Annotated in this window: 14 protein-coding genes and 2 tRNA genes; 12 read left to right on the top strand and 4 right to left on the bottom strand. The window is 49.1% G+C overall.

All coding sequences use genetic code 11. The features are described 5' to 3' along the window. Positions 1 to 16: 16 nt before the first annotated feature. On the top strand, positions 17 to 1,189 hold the full coding sequence (gene cgtA, locus EDF88_RS11750; RefSeq protein ID WP_064514074.1) for an Obg family GTPase CgtA: 1,173 nt from the start codon (positions 17 to 19) through the stop codon (positions 1,187 to 1,189). Between the two features lie 40 nt (positions 1,190 to 1,229). Here cgtA and pmrB read toward each other — a convergent pair whose 3' ends face one another. From pmrB to dacB, 3 genes are read right to left on the bottom strand one after another with little or no spacing between them, the layout of a single operon-like run. Next, a complete protein-coding gene (gene pmrB / locus EDF88_RS11745) occupies positions 1,230 to 2,288 on the bottom strand; it encodes a two-component system sensor histidine kinase PmrB (protein WP_134184807.1) in 1,059 nt (352 codons plus the stop codon). After that, complete coding sequence (gene pmrA / locus EDF88_RS11740; protein ID WP_064514070.1) at positions 2,285 to 2,947, bottom strand: two-component system response regulator PmrA; 663 nt, start codon at positions 2,945 to 2,947, stop codon at positions 2,285 to 2,287. The genes pmrB and pmrA overlap by 4 nt, the downstream gene beginning before the upstream one ends. 3 nt (positions 2,948 to 2,950) lie before the next feature. Then, positions 2,951 to 4,384: a serine-type D-Ala-D-Ala carboxypeptidase gene (dacB, locus tag EDF88_RS11735; protein ID WP_134184805.1), complete on the bottom strand. Its 1,434-nt coding sequence runs from the start codon at positions 4,382 to 4,384 to the stop codon at positions 2,951 to 2,953. 254 nt (positions 4,385 to 4,638) lie between these two features. Here dacB and greA point away from each other — a divergent pair, with 254 nt between their 5' ends. Beyond that, on the top strand, positions 4,639 to 5,115 hold the full coding sequence (greA, locus tag EDF88_RS11730) for a transcription elongation factor GreA (RefSeq protein WP_034459707.1): 477 nt from the start codon (positions 4,639 to 4,641) through the stop codon (positions 5,113 to 5,115). 106 nt (positions 5,116 to 5,221) lie between these two features. Here greA and yhbY read toward each other — a convergent pair whose 3' ends face one another. Next, entirely contained in the window at positions 5,222 to 5,515 is a 294-nt protein-coding gene (gene yhbY / locus EDF88_RS11725; protein ID WP_064514066.1) for a ribosome assembly RNA-binding protein YhbY, read from the bottom strand. 126 nt (positions 5,516 to 5,641) lie between these two features. Here yhbY and rlmE point away from each other — a divergent pair, with 126 nt between their 5' ends. The 10 genes from rlmE (at position 5,642) to infB (ending at position 16,263) form a co-directional block, all read left to right on the top strand. Next, complete coding sequence (gene rlmE / locus EDF88_RS11720) at positions 5,642 to 6,271, top strand: 23S rRNA (uridine(2552)-2'-O)-methyltransferase RlmE (protein ID WP_134184803.1); 630 nt, start codon at positions 5,642 to 5,644, stop codon at positions 6,269 to 6,271. 56 nt (positions 6,272 to 6,327) lie between these two features. Further along, entirely contained in the window at positions 6,328 to 8,265 is a 1,938-nt protein-coding gene (gene ftsH / locus EDF88_RS11715; protein WP_064514062.1) for an ATP-dependent zinc metalloprotease FtsH, read from the top strand. A gap of 99 nt (positions 8,266 to 8,364) precedes the next feature. Next, positions 8,365 to 9,213: a dihydropteroate synthase gene (gene folP / locus EDF88_RS11710; protein ID WP_134184801.1), complete on the top strand. Its 849-nt coding sequence runs from the start codon at positions 8,365 to 8,367 to the stop codon at positions 9,211 to 9,213. After that, the gene (glmM, locus tag EDF88_RS11705) at positions 9,206 to 10,543 is read left to right on the top strand and encodes a phosphoglucosamine mutase (protein WP_064514058.1); all 1,338 of its coding nucleotides are present in this window, start codon (positions 9,206 to 9,208) and stop codon (positions 10,541 to 10,543) included. The genes folP and glmM overlap by 8 nt, the downstream gene beginning before the upstream one ends. A 234-nt stretch (positions 10,544 to 10,777) precedes the next feature. After that, entirely contained in the window at positions 10,778 to 11,107 is a 330-nt protein-coding gene (gene secG / locus EDF88_RS11700; RefSeq protein ID WP_034459692.1) for a preprotein translocase subunit SecG, read from the top strand. Positions 11,108 to 11,152: 45 nt separating this feature from the next. Beyond that, a tRNA-Leu gene (locus EDF88_RS11695) sits at positions 11,153 to 11,239 on the top strand. A gap of 60 nt (positions 11,240 to 11,299) precedes the next feature. Next, positions 11,300 to 11,376, top strand: a tRNA-Met gene (locus tag EDF88_RS11690). Positions 11,377 to 11,586: 210 nt separating this feature from the next. Continuing rightward, on the top strand, positions 11,587 to 12,039 hold the full coding sequence (gene rimP, locus EDF88_RS11685) for a ribosome maturation factor RimP (protein WP_072009469.1): 453 nt from the start codon (positions 11,587 to 11,589) through the stop codon (positions 12,037 to 12,039). A 27-nt stretch (positions 12,040 to 12,066) separates the two neighbouring features. Next, complete coding sequence (gene nusA / locus EDF88_RS11680; protein WP_034459687.1) at positions 12,067 to 13,554, top strand: transcription termination factor NusA; 1,488 nt, start codon at positions 12,067 to 12,069, stop codon at positions 13,552 to 13,554. 24 nt (positions 13,555 to 13,578) lie between these two features. Next, a complete protein-coding gene (gene infB, locus EDF88_RS11675) occupies positions 13,579 to 16,263 on the top strand; it encodes a translation initiation factor IF-2 (protein WP_134184799.1) in 2,685 nt (894 codons plus the stop codon). Positions 16,264 to 16,289: the final 26 nt, after the last annotated feature.

Genomic DNA, 16,289 nt, shown 5'->3' with positions numbered 1-16,289 from the left:
TTTACGGAGAAGTGAAATGAAGTTTGTTGATGAAGCAACGATCCTGGTCGTAGCAGGTGATGGCGGTAACGGCTGCGTTAGCTTCCGTCGTGAAAAATATATTCCCAGAGGCGGCCCGGACGGTGGTGATGGCGGTGATGGTGGTGATGTGTGGCTTGAGGCTGACGAAAACCTCAACACCCTTATCGACTATCGCTTTGAGAAATCTTTCCGCGCTGAACGTGGTCAAAATGGCCAGAGCCGTGACTGTACCGGTAAACGTGGTAAAGACATTACCGTTAAAGTGCCTGTAGGGACGCGTGTTATCGATCAGGGCACTGGCGAGACTATGGGTGACATGACCCAGCATGGTCAGAAGCTGATGGTTGCTAAAGGCGGCTGGCACGGTTTGGGCAACACCCGTTTCAAGTCGTCTGTAAACCGTACACCACGCCAGAAAACCATGGGTACCCCAGGTGAGAAGCGTGATATCCAACTTGAGCTGCTGCTGTTGGCAGACGTGGGTATGCTTGGTTTGCCAAATGCGGGTAAATCTACCTTTATTCGTTCTGTCTCTGCGGCAAAACCAAAAGTGGCGGATTATCCGTTTACTACGCTTATCCCAAGCCTTGGTGTTGTCCGTATGGATAACGAGAAGAGCTTTGTGGTTGCCGATATTCCAGGGCTTATCGAAGGTGCAGCTGATGGCGCAGGCCTCGGCATCCGCTTCCTGAAACACCTTGAGCGTTGCCGCGTGTTATTGCACCTCATCGATATCGCACCAATTGACGAATCAGATCCGGTTGAAAATGGCCGAGTCATCATTGGTGAGTTGGAAAAATACAGCGAGAAACTTGCTGAGAAGCCACGCTGGTTGGTCTTCAACAAATGCGATTTGATGAGCAAAGAAGACGCCGAAGCGCGTGCAAAAGAAATTGCGACCGCAATGGGCTGGGAAGAGAAGTACTACCTGATCTCTGCAGTTAACCGCGAAGGCGTTAATGCACTGTGCTGGGATGTAATGGACTTCATCATTGCTAACCCGAAAATCACTGAGCTTCAGCCTGTTGCTCCTGAGAAAGTCGAGTTTATGTGGGATGATTATCATCAACAGCAACTCGATGCAGTAGAAGCAGAAGAAGATGATGACTGGGATGACGACTGGGATGAAGATGACGACGAAGGTGTCGAAATCATCTACCAAAAATAAGACGTTATCTAATGAAGGGCCGGAATTTTTCCGGCCTTTTTTATTGGCTTTGCGAAGGTATCCAGCAACTTGCTAGCAGACCAACTCCTTCTGGGCCGTTTTCCAAATCTAACCTTCCATGGTGTAACTGTACAATACGCTGGACAATATTCAGCCCAAGACCACTGCCACCATAACGTTCATCCATACGACGGAACGGGTCGGTAATCGTCTTGCGGTGCTGTTCATTAATGCCGGGTCCCTGATCAGCAATCATCAGTGTCGCGCCAGCCCCCTGAGTATCTAACGAAACCGTTATAATACTTTTCGTCGGGCTGTAACGGGATGCATTTTCCAGCAGGTTACGTAGCATCAGGCGCAGCAATACCGCATCCCCTTGCACCATATTTTCACTTTCTTTTGCCCAGACGATGGTTTGCTCGCGTAAGGCGACCATTTCTTCCATTTCCATCTTGAGCGGCGAAATAATGTCGCGTTGCCAGTTCAGCGTATCGTAATGCCCACTCGCCAGAGCCTGCCCCGCACGCGAGAGCATTAGCAACTGCTCTATGGTATGCATCAGCTGATCTATTCGCTCCAACAGCATAGGGGCTTGCTGAACGCCTGAGTTTGCCATCAACTCAAGGTGCAGTCGGATGCCAGCAAGCGGCGTACGAAGCTCGTGTGCGGCATCTGCAGTAAATAAGCGTTCTTGCTGAATGGTATGAGCAAGCCTTGCCAGCAATTGATTCAGTGAATTGGTGACGGCAACCATCTCTTCCATGTCTGAATACATTGGCAGAGGGGTAAGATTATCAGCGGAACGATTAGCAAGACTGGTGCGCAGGCGATTCAATGGACGGGTAATCCAGGTGATCGCCCAGAAAGAAAAGAACAATGTGAAACCAATCATCACCAGGGAAGGAACAAGCAATGAAGCAATAGCTTCGCGGATCTCTTTCTCTACATGCTGATTTCGTGCCTTGGCAGACAGCGTTTCACTGACCAGGAAACTGATTTGCTCACGACTTTCATGCCATAACCAAATGACACTAATTAGCTGGAAAAACAAGAGAATAAGAGCGAGAAGAATCATCAATCGCTGGCGCATGCTATTCATGTTCGGCTCTCCAGTCGATAGCCAACACCACGCACGGTTTTTATTCTGTCTTTGCCTAGCTTGCGTCGAAGATTGTGGATATGCACTTCTAGCGTATTTGAGCCAGGGTCATCCTGCCAACTGTAGATATCTTGCTGTAATGTTTCACGGTGCACCGTCTGCCCGATTCGCATCATTAAGCGTGTGAGTAACGCGAACTCTTTGGGCGTGATTTCAACAGCCAGGTCTTGTAGCAGCACTTGCTGAGTTTGCAGGTTGAGTGTCAGATCATCATGCTGAAGAAGGTTATCGCTATGTCCCTGATAGCGGCGAATCAATGCCCGCGTACGAGCTTGTAATTCAGCTAGAGCAAAGGGTTTGACCAGATAATCATCGGCACCAGAGTCCAGACCGTTAACTCGATCTTCAAGCGCGTCACGTGCTGTTAATATCAACACTGGTGTACTGATACTACGGCGTCGCCATTGCCTCAAAAGAGTGGCACCATCTTTGTCTGGCAGGCCAAGATCGAGGATGATCATGCCATATTCACCACTTTCTATCAGTGCATCCGCTTCGGCGGCTGTCGTTGCACAATCGAGAGCATAACCCTCGTTGTTTAATGCCAGCACCAGGCCTTCCCGTAACAGTAAATCGTCTTCAACAATCAGCAGTTTCATAACTCAATTATTCTGGTAGATATCCTTATAGAGGCGACTTTCAAAGCGCACTAATGGGATACGACGGTTACGTTGATCGGCAGGCTCAACAGCATAGCCTGACAAATATTGCACAAAGGCCATGCGCTGGCCGCTAGCAGTGGTGATAAATCCGGCAAGGTTATATACACCTTGCAGTGAGCCTGTCTTAGCCGAAACTTTGCCGTCAACACCTGCCTGATGTAGGCCTGCACGATACTGCAGTGAGCCGTCATAACCGGCCAACGGTAACATTGAGATAAAGTTAAGCTCAGTGTCATTCTGGGCGATGTATTGCAACACCTGCATCATGGTGGCGGGTGAAATCAGATTATGTCGAGACAATCCCGAACCATCTACGACGATACTATTACCTAAATCGACACCCGCTTTTTGGCGCAGAATTTGTCGTACTGCATCAGCACCTGAACGCCAGGTCCCTGGTACGCCAAAACGGTTATGGCCGATGGTGCGAAAAACAGTATCGGCGATCATGTTGTCTGATTTCTTTAGCATTACCTTTAGCAAATCGTGCAGTGGTGCAGATTGCTTGCTGGCAATTACCGTTCCAGGGGTATTGGATTGCGTCTGACGCAATAAGGTTCCGCTATAACTGATCCCAGCCTCTTTCAGCTCGGCCTTCAAAATCGCTCCCGCGTAACTGGCTCCATCTTGTATCGCGAAAGCGAGTGGGAGGGGGTCTGCACGTTGTGTCATGCAGCCAGTAAGCGTAAAACGATTCAAGTCGCCTGGCACTACATCCAGTTCACAATATTGTGCATCTGGTGAGCCTTTGGCGAGAGTTCTCACCTGGCTGAACATAACCACAGGATAGTAGGAAGCGATGCGGATGAAGGCTAAATCATCAGCTTTTGGGGCACTATAGAGCGAAACAGAAAAACAGTTTCGGTCGACGATTGCAGCAGCGGGCGGAGCGCTAAAACACTGAGTCATGTCATTCCACGGCCAGCCAGGCGCTTTGTCATGACTGGCGAATATGGATGTGTCGATCAGTACATTACCCTGAATTTGCTGTACGCCTGACTTTTTCAGGACTGCGACCATATTGCGAATATCCTGACGTTTTAGCGTAGGATCGCCACCAAATCGGGCAATAAGGTCACCTTGCAATACACCGTTATTGACTTGCGCATTACTTTCAAGCGTGGTGTTAAACCTGAAATCTGGGCCCAATTGTAATAATGCTGCCAGAGCCGTGATGACTTTTTGGGTGCTCGCGGGCAGCGCCATCTGTTGACTGTGATAGTCAATCAATGGGGCCGGCGCACCAACTTTTTGCACCATCAAAGCCAGGTTCGCGCCAGCGGGTAGCTGGGAAGTATAGTCTTCAACGTTGGCGGCCTGGACGGTAAACACCACAGCACTGGTCAATCCAATGACAAATCTAAAAAATCGCATAATCTCGCGGTAACAACCTGGAAACGTATCGTCATACTACGGTGCAAAGCAGTGCAAAGTAAACGATGACCCTTAGTGAACTCCAGGGTAAAATACAGGTCAATTTGGAAACCGTTACTGGCCTGGTGCTTTGCTCCGGGTCAGTTTTATTTTGCTTAGTGCCAGGGGTTTGGCTTATTTAAAGCAAACCAGGCTCTGGATTCAGGAATACCGTTTGGTAATTCTGAACAGGAAAGTTTTGAAGAGGTATAACAATGCAACCTATTCCGATGACCCTACGTGGCGCAGAAAGATTACGTGAAGAGCTGGATTTCCTGAAGTCTGTGCGCCGCCCACAAATTATTGCCGCGATTGCTGATGCTCGCGAACATGGCGATCTGAAAGAAAACGCTGAGTACCATGCCGCGCGTGAGCAACAGGGTTTTTGTGAAGGCCGTATCCAGGATATCGAAGCGAAGCTGTCCAACGCTCAGATTATCGATATCACCAAAATGCCAAACAATGGCCGTGTCATTTTTGGCGCGAGCGTTACAGTTTTGAATCTGGATAACGACGAAGAGCAGACTTATCGCATTGTTGGTGATGATGAAGCTGATTTTAAACAGAATCTTATTTCAGTGAACTCACCGATTGCTCGTGGCCTTGTGGGCAAAGAGCAGGAGGATGTTGTTGTTATCCGCACGCCGGGTGGTGATGTTGAGTTCGAAATACTAAAAGTGGAATATTTATAATATCTGCTACGCTTTTTTATAGCGTGGCGTATTGTAAAGAAAGGAAAAAGGCCGCACCGCGGCCTTTTATCAACTAACAGAGCGTGGCATTTTGCACACTCTCTGCTTATTTCGGCAGAGAGATTTTGCGCTCTTTAGACGCGCGATAGAGCACCAGCGTTTTACCGATAACCTGTACATTACAGGCGCCGGTTTCACGCACGATGGCATCCACGATCAAGGTTTTAGTTTCGCGATCTTCCGTTGCGATTTTCACCTTGATTAACTCATGATGTTCAAGCGCTTGTTCAATCTCGGCCAGTACCCCTTCGGTCAAACCGTTATTGCCAAGCATAACTACTGGCTTGAGCGGATGAGCAAGACCTTTCAGGTGCTGTTTTTGTTTAGTACTCAGATTCATCGTATTTTTTGCTTACGTTGGGATTGAAAACGGTTCATTCTACCGCCATATCTCCCGTATCGCCAATCGGCTGTGCTGATAACTCTTACAGCCTGCTATTCACGATGAACAAAGTTGGAATTTGAGATGACAGGTAAAAAGCGTTCTGCCAGCTCTAGTCGCTGGCTGCAGGAACACTTTAGCGATAAATATGTAATTCAGGCGCAGAAAAAAGGGTTACGTTCCCGTGCCTGGTTTAAACTTGATGAAATACAGCAAAGTGACAAACTTTTTAAGCCAGGAATGACTATTGTTGATCTTGGCGCTGCTCCCGGAGGCTGGTCACAGTATGTGGTGACTCAAATCGGGAATCAGGGGCGAATCATTGCTTGCGATCTTTTACCAATGGATCCTATCGTTGGTGTTGATTTCCTTCGGGGTGACTTTCGTGATGAATTAGTCGTGAAAGCTCTGTTGGATCGTGTTGGTGACAGTAAAGTTCAGGTTGTCATGTCAGATATGGCTCCAAATATGAGCGGGACACCGGCAGTTGATATTCCTCGGTCTATGTATTTAGTAGAGCTGGCACTGGAAATGTGTCGTGATGTTCTTGCACCGGGTGGTAGTTTTTTAGTGAAAGTGTTTCAGGGCGAAGGTTTCGATGAGTACCTGCGGGAAATTCGCTCCCTGTTTACGACAGTTAAAGTTCGTAAACCGGACTCTTCTCGTGCCCGCTCACGTGAAGTGTACATTGTAGCGACTGGGCGAAAAGTATAGTCCCCTGACGCTGTTTGTTAACACAGTTGTAATATGAGGTTAATCCCTTGAGTGACATGGCGAAAAACCTAATACTCTGGCTGGTCATCGCGGTTGTGCTGATGTCTGTGTTCCAGAGCTTTGGGCCCAGCGAGTCAAACGGCCGTAGGGTGGATTACTCCACTTTCCTGTCTGAAGTAAATCAAGACCAGGTTCGCGAAGCGAGTATCAATGGACGTGAAATCAAAGTTACCAAGAAAGATAGTAACCGATACACGACTTACATCCCCGTTAACGATCCTAAGCTGCTTGATAATCTGCTGACCAAAAATGTGAAAGTAGTAGGCGAACCGCCTGAAGAGCCAAGCTTGCTGGCTTCTATTTTCATCTCCTGGTTCCCAATGCTATTGCTAATTGGGGTCTGGATCTTCTTTATGCGTCAAATGCAGGGCGGCGGTGGCAAAGGTGCCATGTCGTTTGGTAAAAGCAAGGCGCGTATGCTCACCGAAGACCAAATTAAGACCACTTTTGCTGACGTTGCTGGCTGTGACGAAGCAAAAGAAGAGGTTGCTGAGCTGGTTGAGTATCTTCGTGAGCCAAGCCGTTTCCAGAAACTGGGCGGTAAAATCCCGAAAGGCGTGCTGATGGTTGGCCCTCCGGGTACCGGTAAAACCTTGCTGGCGAAAGCCATTGCGGGTGAAGCGAAAGTACCGTTCTTTACTATTTCCGGTTCTGACTTTGTTGAAATGTTTGTGGGCGTGGGTGCATCTCGTGTTCGTGACATGTTTGAACAAGCTAAGAAAGCGGCACCATGCATCATCTTCATTGATGAAATCGACGCCGTAGGCCGTCAGCGTGGCGCGGGTCTTGGTGGTGGTCACGATGAGCGTGAACAGACACTGAACCAGATGCTGGTTGAAATGGATGGCTTCGAAGGTAACGAAGGTATCATCGTTATCGCTGCGACTAACCGTCCAGACGTACTTGACCCAGCGTTGCTGCGTCCAGGTCGTTTTGACCGTCAGGTTGTTGTTGGCCTGCCAGACGTGCGTGGTCGTGAGCAAATCCTGAAGGTGCATAGCCGCCGTGTGCCACTGGCTCCAGATGTCGATCCAGCAATCATTGCACGTGGTACTCCTGGCTTCTCCGGTGCGGATCTTGCAAACCTGGTGAACGAAGCTGCTCTGTTTGCTGCCCGTGGCAACAAGCGCGTGGTTTCCATGGTTGAATTCGAAAAAGCGAAAGACAAAATCATGATGGGTGCTGAACGTCGCTCCATGGTGATGACAGAAGCGCAAAAAGAATCCACCGCATACCACGAAGCGGGTCACGCAATTATTGGTCGCTTGGTTCCAGAGCATGATCCTGTGCATAAAGTAACTATCATTCCGCGCGGTCGTGCGCTGGGTGTGACGTTCTTCCTGCCAGAAGGTGATGCAATTAGTGCGAGCCGTCAGAAACTTGAAAGCCAGATTTCTACGCTGTACGGTGGTCGTCTCGCTGAAGAAATTATTTACGGTGCTGAACATGTTTCTACCGGTGCGTCTAACGACATCAAAGTAGCAACATCTATCGCTCGTAACATGGTTACCCAATGGGGCTTCTCTGAGAAACTCGGTCCGTTGCTATATGCGGAAGAGGACGGTGAAGTGTTCCTGGGCCGCTCCGTGGCGAAAGCGAAACATATGTCCGATGAAACTGCACGTATCATCGATCAGGAAGTGAAGCTGTTGATTGAGCGTAATTACGCTCGTGCTCGTCAGCTCCTGAATGAAAATATGGATATTCTTCACACCATGAAAGACGCACTGATGAAGTATGAAACCATCGATGCTCCACAGATTGATGATCTGATGAATCGTCGTGATGTGCGTCCGCCAGCGGGCTGGGAAGAATCAAATAGCGGCAACAACAATTCTGATAACAATGGTACACCACGAGCACCGCGTCCGGTCGACGAACCGCGTACGCCAAATCCTGGTAATACTATGTCAGAGCAGTTGGGCGATAAATAAGTCGTCTCTGCCGAATGTTACTGCAGTAATCTATAAAACCCTGGGCTTGTCCCGGGGTTTTTGTTTTTGTCTTAACCAAAGTCTATGCAGGGAATTTTGATGAAACTCACCGCTCAGGGCACTACGCTCGATCTTTCTCATCCTCATATCATGGGTATTTTGAACGTCACGCCAGACTCTTTTTCCGATGGTGGAAAGCACAATTCGTTAGTGGAAGCCTTAAAACACGCTAACGCGATGATCAATGCGGGTGCGACGATTATTGATATTGGTGGTGAGTCGACGCGCCCAGGGGCGGCTGACGTGAGTGTAGATGAGGAGCTGTCGCGTGTGATTCCGGTCGTGGAAGCAATTGCACAGCGCTTTGAGATCTGGATTTCAGTCGATACCTCCAAATCTGAGGTGATTCGCGAAGCGGCTCGGGTTGGGGCACATATAATTAACGATATTCGCTCGTTGCAGGAACCTGGCGCGCTTGAAGCAGCCGCTGAAACTGGTTTGCCTGTTTGCCTGATGCACATGCAGGGCGAACCTAAGAATATGCAGCAGGCTCCGCGTTACGATGATGTTTTTGCAGATGTGAATCGCTTTTTTATCGACCAAATAGCCCGCTGTGAAGCGGCAGGCATCGCAAAAGAAAAATTGTTGCTCGACCCCGGCTTCGGTTTCGGTAAAAATCTGACCCACAATTACCAACTTTTGGCCCGACTTTCCGAATTCCATCACTTTGGCTTACCGCTATTGGTGGGGATGTCGCGTAAATCAATGGTTGGCCAACTGCTTAATGTCGGGCCGGATCAACGCCTGAGTGGCAGTATTGCGTGTGCAGTCATTTCTGCGATGCAAGGGGCTAACATCATTCGAGTTCACGATGTAAAAGAGTCAGTCGAAGCGATGCGCGTGGTGGAAGCCACACTTTCAGCGAAGGAAAAAAAACGCTATGAGTAACCGTAAATATTTTGGCACAGATGGCATCCGCGGTCGTGTAGGCGATTCCCCAATTACCCCTGACTTTGTGCTGAAGCTCGGCTGGGCTGCGGGTAAAGTATTAGCACGCCACGGCTCGCGTAAGATTATTATCGGCAAAGATACTCGTATCTCTGGTTACATGCTGGAGTCTGCTCTCGAAGCGGGCCTCGCTGCTGCGGGTTTGTCTGCTTCATTCACCGGTCCGATGCCAACGCCTGCCGTTGCTTACCTGACCCGAGCATTCCGTGCCGAAGCAGGGATCGTTATCTCTGCATCGCATAACCCGTTCTATGATAACGGGATCAAATTCTTCTCAATTGACGGCACAAAACTGCCCGACGAAGTTGAAGAAGCCATTGAAGCTGAAATGGAAAAAGAGATCACCTGTGTTGATTCCGCGGAACTTGGCAAAGCCAGCCGTATTGTTGATGCGGCAGGTCGCTATATCGAATTCTGCAAAGGCACATTCCCTAATGAGTTAAGCCTCAGCAGCCTCAAAATTGTTGTCGATTGCGCCAATGGAGCGACTTATCACATTGCGCCAAATGTGCTTCGTGAGCTGGGTGCTACGGTCATTACCGTGGGTTGTGAACCGAACGGCGTCAACATCAACGAAAAATGTGGTGCCACTGACGTGCGTATGCTGCAGGAACGAGTGCTGGCTGAAAAAGCTGACATCGGTATTGCACTTGATGGTGATGGCGACCGTGTCATCATGGTGGACAATCTGGGCCATAAAGTTGATGGTGACCAGATCCTCTACATTATTGCTCGTGAAGGACTCCGTCAGGGCCAGTTGCGCGGTGGTGCTGTTGGTACGCTGATGAGCAATATGGGTCTGGAACTGGCCTTAAAGCAGTTGGGTATCCCGTTTGCACGTGCAAAAGTGGGCGACCGCTATGTACTGGAAAAACTTCAGGAGAAAGGCTGGAGAATTGGTGCTGAAAACTCAGGTCATGTGATCCTGCTAGATAAGACCACCACTGGTGACGGTATCGTTGCAGGTTTGCAAGTACTTACCGCTATGGTGCGTAACCATATGAGCCTTCATGACTTGTGTAGCGGAATGAAATTATTCCCGCAAGTTTTGGTTAACGTGCGCTTTACTGCGGGCAGCGGCGATCCACTTGAGCACGATTCAGTTAAAAAAGTGACCGCTGAAGTTGAAGATGCATTGGGTAATCGTGGCCGTGTGCTGTTGCGTAAATCGGGCACTGAGCCTTTAATCCGCGTGATGGTAGAAGGTGAAGATGAAGCGCTGGTTATCGAGTATGCCAACCGCATCGCTGATGCCGTAAAAGCGGTTTAATTTATTACCGCTTTGGTTGTGTAAAAAGGCGGCATTTGCCGCCTGTTTTATAAACAAATCCAAATGTATTGCTGTTTTTTTCTCCAGTCAGTGAAATGTGAATAAATTGCCCTTGCGCGTGACCCCGGCTTTGGTTAGTATTCTCACCCGCTTCAGTGGGTAAACTTAAACGTATCCGCTTGACTGGTTTGAAGCTTTGGTATGCGGTAATACCGCAAGGAACAGGTTGATAATATGTACGAAGCTCTTTTAGTTGTTTTCCTTATTGTAGCCTTGGGCCTTGTGGGTCTTATCATGCTGCAACAAGGTAAAGGCGCTGATATGGGAGCCTCCTTCGGAGCAGGCGCTTCCGCTACGCTGTTCGGTTCAAGTGGTTCAGGTAATTTCATGACCCGCATGACCGCTGTGTTAGCAACGCTGTTCTTTATCATCAGCCTGGTACTGGGTAACCTCAATACCAACAAAACCGATAAAGGAAGTGTGTGGGATAATTTAACTCAGCCAACAAAAACTGAGTCACAGCCAGCGGCACCTACCAAGCCGAGCAGCGATATCCCGCAGTAAGTAGTAAGCTTCAATACGGTAAGAAGTGATTGCCGTGTTCAAAGTGCCGAGGTGGTGGAATTGGTAGACACGCTACCTTGAGGTGGTAGTGCCCGATTGGGCTTACGGGTTCAAGTCCCGTCCTCGGTACCAAAATATCTGCATTTCTTGCATTTTATGCAATATCGGCGTAATATTTGCCACGTTTTCGGACGCGGGGTGGAGCAGCCTGGTAGCTCGTCGGGCTCATAACCCGAAGGTCGTCAGTTCAAATCTGGCCCCCGCAACCACTTTCCCTGAGAGTTCTTTTTCAAATATACTGTGAACACCAGATGGTGCCTCGCGAAGAATTTAGAAAAAAATTCTCCTGGATATTGTCCGAGCCGCATTCGCGGTGTACAGGGTTCAGTTATATAAAGCCTCGATTTATCGGGGTTTTTTGTTATCTGACTTTAGAATAACTGGGCTATATGCCCTTTTTTTATTTCTTGGGGGTGGGCTTGTCCACATTAGAGCAAAAATTAACAGAGATGATTTCAGCACCGGTCGAGGCGCTGGGCTATGAGTTGGTAGGAATCGAATTTGTTCGAGGTCGCCAATCCACGCTGCGCATCTATATTGATAGTGAAGATGGCATCAATGTTGATGATTGTGCTGATGTCAGTCACCAGGTAAGCGCAGTACTGGATGTCGAAGACCCTATCACTGTTGCTTACAACCTGGAAGTTTCCTCACCAGGCCTTGATCGCCCAATGTTTACCGCCGAGCATTACGTTCGTTTTACCGGTGAAGAAGTAAGCATTGTGTTGCGAATGGCCGTGCAAAACCGTCGTAAATGGCAGGGTATTATTAAAGCCGTAGAAGGTGAGATGATCACGGTTACGGTGGAAGGCAAAGATGAAGTGTTCGCGCTGAGCAACATCCAGAAAGCGAACCTGGTACCCCACTTTTAATAGTTTGGATTGAGGTGAAAACCCAGGATGAACAAAGAAATTTTGGCTGTTGTAGAAGCAGTTTCCAACGAAAAATCACTGCCGCGTGAGAAGATTTTCGAAGCGCTGGAAAGTGCACTGGCAACAGCGACCAAGAAAAAATACGAACAAGAGATTGATGTGCGCGTTAGCATCGATCGTAAAAGTGGTGACTTTGATACTTTCCGCCGTTGGGTCATTGTAGAAGAAGTTACTCAACCTACGCGTGAAATCACTCTTGATGCAGCTCAATTCGAAGATCCAGAGCTGAATGTTGGCGGATATGTTGAAGACCAGATTGAATCTGTAACCTTTGACCGTATCACTACTCAAACTGCAAAGCAGGTTATCGTACAAAAAGTACGTGAAGCTGAACGTGCAATGGTGGTTGATCAGTTCCGCGAGCACGAAGGTGAAATCATCACCGGTGTGGTGAAGAAAGTTAACCGCGAGAACATCTCTCTTGATCTCGGCAGCAACGCTGAAGCTGTAATTCTTCGCGAAGATATGTTACCGCGTGAAAACTTCCGCCCTGGTGACCGTATCCGCGGTGTGCTTTATGCTGTGCGTCCGGAAGCTCGTGGTGCTCAACTGTTTGTTAGCCGTTCTAAGCCTGAAATGCTGATCGAATTGTTCCGCATTGAAGTGCCGGAAATTGGCGAAGAAGTTATTGAAATCAAAGCCGCTGCTCGTGATCCTGGTTCTCGTGCGAAAATCGCCGTGAAAACCAACGACAAGCGTATCGACCCAGTAGGTGCTTGTGTTGGCATGCGCGGTGCGCGTGTTCAGGCAGTTTCTACTGAACTGGGCGGTGAGCGTATTGATATCGTGCTGTGGGACGATAACCCGGCACAATTCGTTATCAATGCTATGGCTCCGGCTGACGTGGCTTCCATTGTTGTTGACGAAGACAAACATACAATGGATATCGCGGTAGAGGCAGGCAATCTGGCGCAAGCAATCGGTCGTAACGGACAAAACGTTCGTCTGGCTGCACAGCTGAGTGGCTGGGAACTCAACGTCATGACTGTTGATGACCTGCAAGCCAAACATCAGGCTGAAGCACATGCTGCCATTGATACCTTTACCAAATACCTCGAGATCGACGAGGATTTTGCCACTGTATTGGTAGAAGAAGGCTTCTCCACCCTCGAAGAGTTGGCATACGTGCCGATGAAAGAGTTGCTGGAAATTGATGGCCTTGATGAAGATACAGTGGAAGCATTACGTGATCGCGCCAAAAACGCCCTCACCACACTGGCATTGGCGCAGGAAGAAAGCCTGGGCGATAACAAACCTCAAGAGGATCTGCTGAACCTCGAAGGTATGGATCGCAACTTGGCCTTTAAACTCGCTTCACGCGGTGTGAGCTCGCTGGAAGATTTGGCTGAGCAAGGTGTCGACGATCTGTCAGATATTGAAGGTTTAACCAACGAGAAAGCCGGGGAATTGATTATGGCTGCTCGCAATATCTGCTGGTTTGGCGGCGAAGCGTAATAAACTGTAGCAGGAAGGAACAGCATGACAGATGTAACCGTAAAAGCGCTGGCCGCAGAGATTCAGACCTCCGTGGACCGCCTGGTACAGCAATTTGCTGATGCAGGGATCCCTAAGGCTGCTGATGATTCTGTCTCGGCCCAGGAAAAACAGACATTACTGGCGCACCTGAATCGTGAACACGGTTCTGCGCCAGATAAGTTGACATTACAGCGCAAAACGCGCAGTACTTTAAACATTCCAGGTACCGGTGGGAAAAGTAAATCGGTACAAATCGAAGTCCGCAAGAAGCGCACCTTTGTGAAACGTGATCCGCAAGAGACAGAACGTCTTGCCGCGGAAGAACAGGCGCAGCGTGAAGCGGAAGAGCAAGCCCAACGTGAGGCGCAGGAAGCTGCCAATCGTCAGGCGCAAGAAAAAGCTAAACGTGAAGCTGAAGATAAAGCTAAGCGTGAAGCCGCTGATAAAGCGAAACGTGAAGCTGCGGAAAAAGACAAAGTGAGCAATCAACAAGACGATATGACGAAAAGCGCCCAGGCAGATAAAGCCCGTCGCGAAGCTGAAGCTGCAGAGCTTAAGCGCAAAGCTGAAGAAGAAGCCCGTCGCAAATTAGAAGAAGACGCCCGTCGTGTAGCTGAAGAGGCCCGTAAAATGGCTGAAGCTAACGCAGGTGTTTGGACGGAAGAAGAGAAAGTGGAAGACGATAAATCTGATTACCATGTAACCACTTCTCAACACGCTCGCCAGGCTGAAGACGAAAACGACCGCGAAGTTGAAGCTGGCCGTACTCGTGCTCGTACTGCGACAACTAAAGCACCACGCCAGAAAAAAGGCGGCAAACACGGCGAGTCTAAAGCTGACCGTGAAGAAGCGCGTGCTGCAGTTCGTGGTGGTAAAGGTAAGCGTAAACCAAGTTCTCTGCAGCAAGGCTTCAACAAGCCTGCGCAGGCAGTTAACCGTGACGTCGTAATCGGCGAAACAGTGACTGTTGCAGAACTGGCTAATAAAATGGCTGTTAAAGGCTCTCAGGTCATCAAAGCGATGATGAAACTGGGCGCAATGGCAACCATTAACCAGGTCATCGACCAGGAAACCGCACAGCTGGTTGCCGAAGAGATGGGCCACAAAGTTATCCTGCGCCGTGAAAACGAGCTGGAAGAAGCGCTGATGAGCGACCGTGACACTGACGCAGTTGCTGAGTCACGTGCTCCAGTTGTTACCATCATGGGTCACGTTGACCACGGTAAAACTTCCCTGCTCGACTACATTCGTTCTACTAAAGTAGCGTCTGGCGAAGCGGGTGGTATTACCCAGCACATCGGTGCATACCACGTAGAAACTGAAAACGGTATGGTTACCTTCCTGGATACCCCGGGCCACGCAGCGTTTACGTCTATGCGTGCTCGTGGTGCTCAGGCAACGGATATCGTTGTTCTGGTTGTTGCTGCAGACGATGGCGTGATGCCACAAACTATCGAAGCTATCCAGCACGCGAAAGCGGCGCAGGTGCCGGTAGTGGTCGCAGTGAACAAAATCGATAAGCCAGAAGCTGATCCAGACCGCGTTAAGCAGGAACTGTCTCAGTACGGCATCATGCCAGAAGAGTGGGGCGGTGAAAGCCAGTTCATCCACGTATCTGCTAAAGCAGGTACTGGTATTGACGAACTTCTGAACGCAATCCTGCTGCAAGCTGAAGTTCTCGAACTGAAAGCAATGCGTGATGGTATGGCGAGCGGTGTGGTTATCGAATCCTTCCTGGATAAAGGTCGTGGCCCGGTAGCAACTGTTCTGGTTCGTGAAGGTTCCCTGAATAAAGGCGACATCGTTCTTTGTGGCTTCGAATATGGCCGTGTTCGTGCAATGCGTGACGAAATGGGTCGTGAAGTTACTGAAGCGGGTCCGTCTATTCCTGTTGAAATCCTTGGTCTGTCTGGTGTTCCGGCAGCGGGTGATGAAGTAACAGTTGTTCGTGACGAGAAAAAAGCTCGTGAAGTTGCTCTGTATCGTCAGGGTAAATTCCGCGAAGTTAAACTGGCTCGCCAGCAGAAATCTAAACTTGAAAACATGTTCGCCAACATGACCGAAGGCGAAGTGTCTGAAGTTAACGTTGTGCTGAAAGCGGACGTTCAGGGTTCTGTTGAAGCGATCAGCGATTCCCTGCTGAAACTGTCTACTGATGAAGTTAAAGTTAAAATCATCGGTTCCGGTGTTGGTGGTATCACTGAGACTGACGCTACGCTTGCTGCAGCTTCTAACGCTATTCTGGTTGGCTTCAACGTTCGTGCTGATGCATCTGCACGCCGCGTTATCGAGTCAGAAAGCCTGGATCTGCGTTACTACTCCGTCATCTACCATCTGATTGACGAAGTTAAAGCAGCAATGAGCGGCATGCTGTCTCCGGAACTGAAACAACAGATCCTCGGCCTGGCCGAAGTTCGCGATGTGTTCAAATCACCGAAATTTGGCGCAATCGCAGGTTGTATGGTTACCGAGGGTGTGGTCAAACGTCACAACCCAATCCGTGTTCTGCGCGACAACGTTGTTATCTATGAAGGCGAGCTGGAATCCCTGCGCCGCTTCAAAGATGACGCTAACGAAGTTCGTAACGGTATGGAATGTGGTATCGGCGTGAAGAACTACAACGATGTGCGTGTTGGTGATGTGATCGAAGTATTCGAAATCATCGAAATCCAACGTACCATCGCCTGATATCAGCCGGGTACATAGCTAATATC

This window comes from Buttiauxella sp. BIGb0552, from assembly GCF_004366275.1.
Classification (GTDB): domain Bacteria; phylum Pseudomonadota; class Gammaproteobacteria; order Enterobacterales; family Enterobacteriaceae; genus Buttiauxella; species Buttiauxella gaviniae.
This window is presented reverse-complemented; position numbering and strand designations above follow the sequence as displayed.

Excerpts from the sequence above, each read along its gene's own strand:
- cgtA (WP_064514074.1), top strand. The coding sequence starts at position 17 with ATGAAGTTTGTTGATGAAGCAACGATCCTGGTCGTAGCAGGTGATGGC.
- pmrB (WP_134184807.1), bottom strand. The coding sequence starts at position 2,288 with ATGAATAGCATGCGCCAGCGATTGATGATTCTTCTCGCTCTTATTCTC.
- pmrA (WP_064514070.1), bottom strand. The coding sequence starts at position 2,947 with ATGAAACTGCTGATTGTTGAAGACGATTTACTGTTACGGGAAGGCCTG.
- dacB (WP_134184805.1), bottom strand. The coding sequence starts at position 4,384 with ATGCGATTTTTTAGATTTGTCATTGGATTGACCAGTGCTGTGGTGTTT.
- greA (WP_034459707.1), top strand. The coding sequence starts at position 4,639 with ATGCAACCTATTCCGATGACCCTACGTGGCGCAGAAAGATTACGTGAA.
- yhbY (WP_064514066.1), bottom strand. The coding sequence starts at position 5,515 with ATGAATCTGAGTACTAAACAAAAACAGCACCTGAAAGGTCTTGCTCAT.
- rlmE (WP_134184803.1), top strand. The coding sequence starts at position 5,642 with ATGACAGGTAAAAAGCGTTCTGCCAGCTCTAGTCGCTGGCTGCAGGAA.
- ftsH (WP_064514062.1), top strand. The coding sequence starts at position 6,328 with ATGGCGAAAAACCTAATACTCTGGCTGGTCATCGCGGTTGTGCTGATG.
- folP (WP_134184801.1), top strand. The coding sequence starts at position 8,365 with ATGAAACTCACCGCTCAGGGCACTACGCTCGATCTTTCTCATCCTCAT.
- glmM (WP_064514058.1), top strand. The coding sequence starts at position 9,206 with ATGAGTAACCGTAAATATTTTGGCACAGATGGCATCCGCGGTCGTGTA.
- secG (WP_034459692.1), top strand. The coding sequence starts at position 10,778 with ATGTACGAAGCTCTTTTAGTTGTTTTCCTTATTGTAGCCTTGGGCCTT.
- nusA (WP_034459687.1), top strand. The coding sequence starts at position 12,067 with ATGAACAAAGAAATTTTGGCTGTTGTAGAAGCAGTTTCCAACGAAAAA.
- infB (WP_134184799.1), top strand. The coding sequence starts at position 13,579 with ATGACAGATGTAACCGTAAAAGCGCTGGCCGCAGAGATTCAGACCTCC.